Source organism: uncultured Enorma sp. (assembly GCA_905210055.1).
Lineage (GTDB): Bacteria > Actinomycetota > Coriobacteriia > Coriobacteriales > Coriobacteriaceae > Enorma.
Genome location: CAJLVH010000129.1, coordinates 1 through 5,602, shown reverse-complemented (window position 1 = coordinate 5,602; position 5,602 = coordinate 1). Strand labels below are relative to the sequence as shown.

Sequence of the window (5,602 nt, the reverse complement as noted above, 5' to 3'; positions counted from 1 at the left end):
CGTGATAGGCGGGGGGGGGGAAGAGCCGCCAGCCGCCTGCCACCTCGCGCAGCTGAAAGCCGCGGTTTGCCTCCTCATACTCGACCTTGAGCTCGGCCAGAAGCGACGCGGCCTCGCCCGGGGTGATATCGAGCGCCTGAGCGAGCGTGCTTGCGCTCACCGGGTCGCTCGACACCAAGAGCAGCGCCTCGAGGGCGCCCTTCGGCGAAAGCGGGTTCAAAGCTTCGAGGTCGTTCATGTGCTCCCCTACCTAACCATCATCCAAGGCGCAAACGCCTAGGCGTCGTAATCGTCGTCGAGCACGTCGCCCGGGTGGTATTCGGGCGCGCCCTCCACGCGGTCGATGCGGATCTCGCCGAAGAGGTCGTCCTGTGCAAGCGTGATCGACCCGCGCTTCGCGAGCTCGAGGATCGCAAGGAACGTCGCGACGAGCTGCTCGGTGGTGGAATCCGCGTCGAGCAGCGAGCGGAACGTGGTATGCGCGTTCGTGCGGGTGAAGCGGTCGACGGAGGCGACGGTGAGTTCGATGGGCACGCGCTTGGGTGCCACGTGCTCCGCCTCGAGCAAGAAGGTCTCGCGCCGGCTATCGAGGTCCGCGCAGATCACCGCAAGCCCGCGCAGCGTGATATCCTGCAGGTAATCGGGCATGAGGTTCAAGAACTCGGGGTCGGGGCCGGCAACGCGCGGATGCATGCGACTCTCGGCCTCCATGCGGCTTCCCAGCGCGGCGGCGGCGCTCTTGAACTGCTTGTAGGCAATCAACCGTTGGATGAGCACCTCGCGCAGCGACTCGGCGTCGAGTCCCGCGTATTCGTCGTCGATATCCTCGTCATCGACCAGGGGCGCGTCATCGCTCGGCACGAGCGAGGCGGCTTTGATGTCGAGAAGCGTCGCCGCGACGAGCAGGAAATCGCTTGCGACATCCAAGTCCAGGGCCTCGATGCGTTCCACCTCGGTGAGGTACTGGTCGGCCACCTCGGAAATGGAGATGGCGCCGATATCCACCTTTTGGCGCGACACAAGCTGCAGCAACAGGTCGAAGGGGCCGGTGAAGCCCTGCGTCGTCACACGGTAGGACATCGCCCCTCCCCTTCGTCGGCGTCCAACCTATCCAACTTGTATAGTGTAGCCTAGATAAGGCCGTACGCGAGCGAAAGCAGTGCGTTCATGAGCGGGTACACCGTGAAATCGAAATACCAACCTATCAAGTCGATACCCGTGATACTCGGGAGCAGGTAGAGCACGATGATGAGGATGGGCATGGAATAGCGCTGGATCTCGTAGTAGGTGCGAAGCGCCTCGCCCTTGAGGAACAGCACGAGGATGCTCGAGCCGTCGAGCGGCGGCAAGGGGATGAGGTTGAAAAACGCGAGCGACAGGTTCACCGACATGAGGGTGACGAGAAACGACGCGATGCCGTTCGCGAACCCGAGCGAGAGCGTCCCCGCACTGAGCCCGGGTATGAGCACCGCGCCCAGCAGCATACCGTACACCAGCGCCGCGACGAGCGCGACCAGGATGTTCGAGAGCGGCCCCGCGAGCGCCACGAGCACCTCGTCGCGCTTCGGATTCTTGAGGTTACCGAGGTAGACCGGCACGGGCTTGGCATAGGCGAAGACGGGGCCTCCGGCGAGCACCATGAGCAGCGGCAGGAGCACCGTGCCGAAGGGGTCGATGTGCGCGAGCGGGTTGAGCGAGATGCGCCCCCGCGAGCGCGCCGTGGAGTCGCCGAGCACATACGCGGCGAGGGCATGTGCGCTCTCGTGCACGACGATGCCGACGATGACCGCAAGGGCGGAGAGCAGGATAGAGAAGAGGCGATCCAAGAAACCCTCCTAGCGCACCGCGCGCGAGATGCGCGAGCAGGCGAAATCGAGCACGAAGAACACGATGCCCACGATAAGGAAGTCGAAGCGGAAGACGCCGCCGAACGGCGAGACGATGACGCCCCAACCGGCGATGACGCCTGGCAGCACGCGCGACAGGTCGATGACGAACCCCGTGAGGCCGAGCTGGTTCACGATTCCCGGGAAGCAGAGCATGATCACGAGGATGCACAGGGCGATCCCGATGATTCTGAACGCGTACGCGCAAATATTGAGCGCGACCGCGGCCGCCTTACGCGCCTCCATGTGCCGTCTCCTCCTCGATCGTGGTAGAAAGCTCGAGCCATTCGTCCTCAAGCGCCGGCAGCGCCTGCTTCAGCTCGTTATATTCCCCAAGCGCCTCGTTGAACCGCGCCTGGTCCGCATAGAGTTCCTCGCTCGCCATAAGCTCCATAAGCTCGTCATAGCGCGCACGCTTGCGCTCAAGGTCGCGCTCGACGGCCTTCAGGCGGTCGCGCGTGGATTTGAGCCGCTTGTTGAGGGCGGCGCGCGCCTCGGCCTCTGCGCGGCGCTGCTCTTTCGTCTTCTTGCCCGTGGGAGCCGGTGCGGCCACCTCGTCGGCGCTCCGGTGCGTGCGCGGCGCCTTGGGCTCGAAGGTGCCGGCTGCGGGGCGCGTGGCGCGGGCAACCTCCTCGGCCGCTGCGGCTTCGCGTTCAGCCAGGTCCTCTCGCTTGAAGAGGTAATAGTCGTAATCGCCGTCGATGACGGTCATCTTGCCATCGCGAATGTCGATCACGCGGTTCGCCACGGCGCGCACGAGGTGCTCGTCGTGCGAGATGAGGACGAGCGTGCCGGGGAAGTTCCTGAGCGCGTTCTCGAGCATATCCACCGAGTCGATATCGAGGTGGTTCGTGGGCTCGTCGAGGCAAAGTAGTGCCTCGGGCGCCACGAGCATCTTGGCGAGTGCCAGACGCGCCCGTTCACCACCCGAGAGCACGCCAACGCGCTTGTCGACGTCGTCGCCCGAGAAGAGGAAGGCGCCGAGAAGGCTCCTTTGCTGGGGCACCGTCCAGGTAGGAGCCACGGAATCGATCTCCTGCAGGACGGTATTCGCCTCCTTGAGCCCTTCGAGCTGGTGCTGGGCGTAGTAGGCCACGCCCACGTTCACACCGAGGTCACGTGTGCCCGAGCTCGGCGCCTCAATGCCGGCGAGCATCTTCAGAAGCGTCGACTTGCCCGCGCCGTTGGGACCCACGAGCGCCACATGGTCACCACGGTAGAGCGTGAGGTCGATGCCGCTGTAAACGTGCTTATCCGCATACGACTTCGACACGCCCTCGAGCTTCACCACCATGTCGCCGGATCGCGGCGGATCGGGGAACTTGAAGTCCACGTGCTTATGGCCTTCGGGCAGGATCACGAGCTCGCTCTTGATCTGCTCGATGCGCTTCATGCGCTCCTGCGCCTGAGCGGCCTTGGTGGGCTTGTAGCGGAACTTGTCGACGAAGACCTGCATGTGCGCGATTTCGCGCTCCTGGGCAGCGCGCTTGGCGCGCATCTGCTCGAGGTTGTCCTCGCGCTGCTTGAGGTACGAGCTGTAGTTGCCCGTATACACTGTGATGCGGCGATTCTCGAGCGCAGCCACATGATCCACGCAGGCATCCATGAAGGCGCGGTCGTGCGAGACGATGAGAACGGCTCCCTCGTAGCTCGCGATGAAGGAACGGAGCCACTGGACGCTTTCGAGGTCGAGGTGGTTCGTGGGCTCGTCGAGTAAGAGCAGATCGGGGTGGCGCAAGAAGAGCTTCGCGAGTGCGATGCGCATCTGCCAACCACCCGAGAACTCAGCGCAGGGCTTATTGAATTCCTCGACTGGAAAGCCCAGGCCGGCGAGGATCTGGCGCGCGTTGCTTTCCAGCTCGTAACCGCCAAGCCCCTCGAAGCGATCCTGCACGCGACCATATTCATCGAGAAGCGTCTGGGGTACCTCACCCGTCTCCCCTGCCTCGGCGATCTTGAGTTGCAGAGCTTCTGCGCGCTCACCAAGCTCGCGGATCTCGTGCGCGGCAGCCATAACCTCATCGATCACGGGCACGTCGCTCGCAAGCTTGGTCTCCTGCTCGAGGTAGCCCACGTTCACGTCCTTCGCAAACGTAATGGAGCCGCCGTCGGCGGTGTCGAGACCCATGATAATCTTCAAAAGCGTGGTCTTGCCGGCGCCATTCGGCCCCACGAGCGCAAAACGGTCGCCAGGATTCACCTGGAAGGACGCGCCGGAGAAGAGCGTGCGTGCACCGAAGCTCTTCTCGATCTTATCTACGTTGAGGATCATTTCCGCACCCCTCAAAATGATACGTTCGATACCAGGCTGGTAGAACATCATCTATTCATTCAAGCAGCCGTGGTACGAAAAAGGGCCGGCGATTGCTCCCCGGCCCCGTTCATGTTCTGGTGGGCGTTACAAGATTTGAACTTGTGACCCCTTCCGTGTGAAGGAAGTGCTCTACCCCTGAGCCAAACGCCCTTGTGCTTTTCAGCGAAAGTTATAGTACCACGCTACTCCCCCGCTGCCAAGCCTGGATTGTAAAGTCTTCAAAACTATGCCTAGACCTCGCTAACGCTTAACCTTAATCAGAGCTCGTCCGAAGGTAATCGATGCAATACCAAATGTGGCAAGACTCGCAATGAAGAGCATCGATATATCTCCTGTACTGGGAATACTATTCTGCAGCTCTTGAGGTGCAGCCGCAGCCTCGGCGGCGTCGATCGCCTTGAGCAGCTCGTCGCAGCGCTCGATCAGGCCCTCCAGCTCGACGCGCTCCTCGTCCGTTGCGTCCTCGAGGTTCTCCTCGGCGGCGTCCTTGACCGCCTCAACCGTCTCACGGTCGTCTGTGTCCACGGTATCCGGCGTGAGATCGTCGATCTGGCCGGCGAGGTCCTCGAGGGGCTTCATCGTGACCGTGACCTCGGTGACGTTGCTCGCCTGATCGGTGGCGACGATGGTGTAGTTCCGGTTCACGTTGCCTACGAGCTCGAAGCTGCCGCCGGTGACGAGCGTCCCGTCGAGCGTGACGGTGTCGAGGTTCTCATCGGTGACGTTGACAACCCTGGTCGCGTAGTAGGTGCCGCCGTCGTTGATGCCCGTGACCGCGGGCGGCGTTGCGTCGAGCACGAGGCCGTCGGAGGAGATGTAGGTCATGTTGCCCGCATGGTCAGTGATCCTGGCGTAGACGACCAGGCGCTGATCGGGCTCGATGTTAAAGGGACCCGTGTACTCGGTGAAGCGCATGTTCTCGAGCTCGTCGACCGTGAGCGCTGTGTCGCCGTCGTCAAGCAGGTATGCCACCTGGGCCGCCTTGTCAGCCGTATAGCCCGCCATGCCGTAGCTGTCGTCGTCGGCGGTGATCTCGACCGTCTGGGTCTCCTTGAAGAAGTGATCGAACGTGATGGCGTTCAGAAGCGAGGCCCATACGTCGCTCTCGATCGAGATCTTGCCGGTGGGGACCGTCGTGTCTACCAGAAGTGCTCCGTACTCGTTCTTGCACACCTCGCAGACTGGAAGCGCAAAGTAGCTTTCCTCGCCGCCCAAACACGATGCCTCGTCGAGATGGATTCCGCAGCCGTTCTCGCAGGCGTGGTAGTGCTTGCCGTCATCTTGCGTCCAATCATCCGATGGGGCATGGTTGTCGGGGTTTACGCTGCCGTAGGAATAACCGCATATGTCGCAGACGGCGAGATGCGTGCAGTCCGCGGTACCGCCGCTGTGCTGGCAGGGG

The 5,602-nt window shown here is 62.6% G+C and carries 6 protein-coding genes and 1 tRNA gene; all 7 read right to left on the bottom strand.

Going from position 1 to position 5,602, the window contains the following annotated elements; all coding sequences use genetic code 11:
- Positions 1-238 (bottom strand): SMC-Scp complex subunit ScpB (locus tag QZ079_RS07760; protein WP_297037254.1); only part of this gene is annotated, 238 nt, incomplete at its 3' end.
- Positions 239-276: 38 nt separating this feature from the next.
- A complete protein-coding gene (locus QZ079_RS07755; RefSeq protein ID WP_297037252.1) occupies positions 277-1,080 on the bottom strand; it encodes a ScpA family protein in 804 nt (267 codons plus the stop codon).
- A 50-nt stretch (positions 1,081-1,130) separates the two neighbouring features.
- Positions 1,131-1,826, bottom strand: a complete 696-nt coding sequence (locus QZ079_RS07750; protein WP_297037250.1) for a site-2 protease family protein — start codon at positions 1,824-1,826, stop codon at positions 1,131-1,133.
- 9 nt (positions 1,827-1,835) lie between these two features.
- Complete coding sequence (locus QZ079_RS07745; protein WP_291288770.1) at positions 1,836-2,132, bottom strand: hypothetical protein; 297 nt, start codon at positions 2,130-2,132, stop codon at positions 1,836-1,838.
- Positions 2,119-4,158 carry an ABC-F family ATP-binding cassette domain-containing protein gene (locus tag QZ079_RS07740; RefSeq protein WP_297037248.1) on the bottom strand — a complete coding sequence of 680 codons (2,040 nt, stop codon included), beginning with the start codon at positions 4,156-4,158 and terminating at the stop codon, positions 2,119-2,121. Before QZ079_RS07740 ends, QZ079_RS07745 begins: the two co-directional genes overlap by 14 nt.
- Positions 4,159-4,275: 117 nt before the next feature.
- A tRNA-Val gene (locus QZ079_RS07735) sits at positions 4,276-4,350 on the bottom strand.
- Positions 4,351-4,440: 90 nt separating this feature from the next.
- A partial coding sequence (locus QZ079_RS07730) for a hypothetical protein (protein ID WP_297037246.1) occupies positions 4,441-5,602 on the bottom strand: 1,162 nt, incomplete at its 5' end.